Consider the following 510-nt stretch of genomic DNA (forward strand, 5'->3'; position numbering starts at 1 on the left):
GGGGCGGCCGAGGATCAGGCCGCGCTTGCGCTGACGGTCCGCGTCGTTGAACACGGTGCCCTCGGGGTCGATGCGCGCGAAGATCTCCCGCCCGATCCGCGGCAAATCGTCGGGCCACAAGCCCTCGCGGCAGTAGTCGACCAGGATCGCTTCGGTCTCCACCCGTGCCTCGACCGGCAGACCAGCGGGCAGGTGAGTCATGACGGTCACGATGTTGCGCACATGATCCCGCGAAATCGCACCCGCCTCGAACGCTTCCGCGGTCAGCGCGAGCGCGGCGGGCCGCAGGTGCCCGGTCAGCTCGAACAACTCCCCGCACTCGGCGGCGATCTTCACCCGCACCGCCGCGTCATGCGCCGACAGGTTCAAGGTGTGACGCAGGAACGGGACCAGCTTGCCTGCGCCGCTGTTCTCGGGCAGGGACCGATCACGGGCTTCCACGATCAGCCTCGAATCCAGCGCCGAGAGCCGGCGCTTGCACGTTTCGAGAGTCTTCATCAACTCGACGAC

At 67.8% G+C, this 510-nt stretch carries 1 protein-coding gene; it reads right to left on the reverse strand.

All coding sequences use genetic code 11. The features are described 5' to 3' along the window. A partial coding sequence (locus tag NS2_RS35735) for a DUF222 domain-containing protein (RefSeq protein ID WP_186817633.1) occupies positions 1-498 on the reverse strand: 498 nt, incomplete at its 3' end. Positions 499-510 lie beyond the last annotated feature (12 nt).

Origin of the sequence: Nocardia seriolae NBRC 15557 (assembly GCF_007990715.1) — a bacterium.
Taxonomy (GTDB): Bacteria; Actinomycetota; Actinomycetes; order Mycobacteriales; family Mycobacteriaceae; genus Nocardia; species Nocardia seriolae.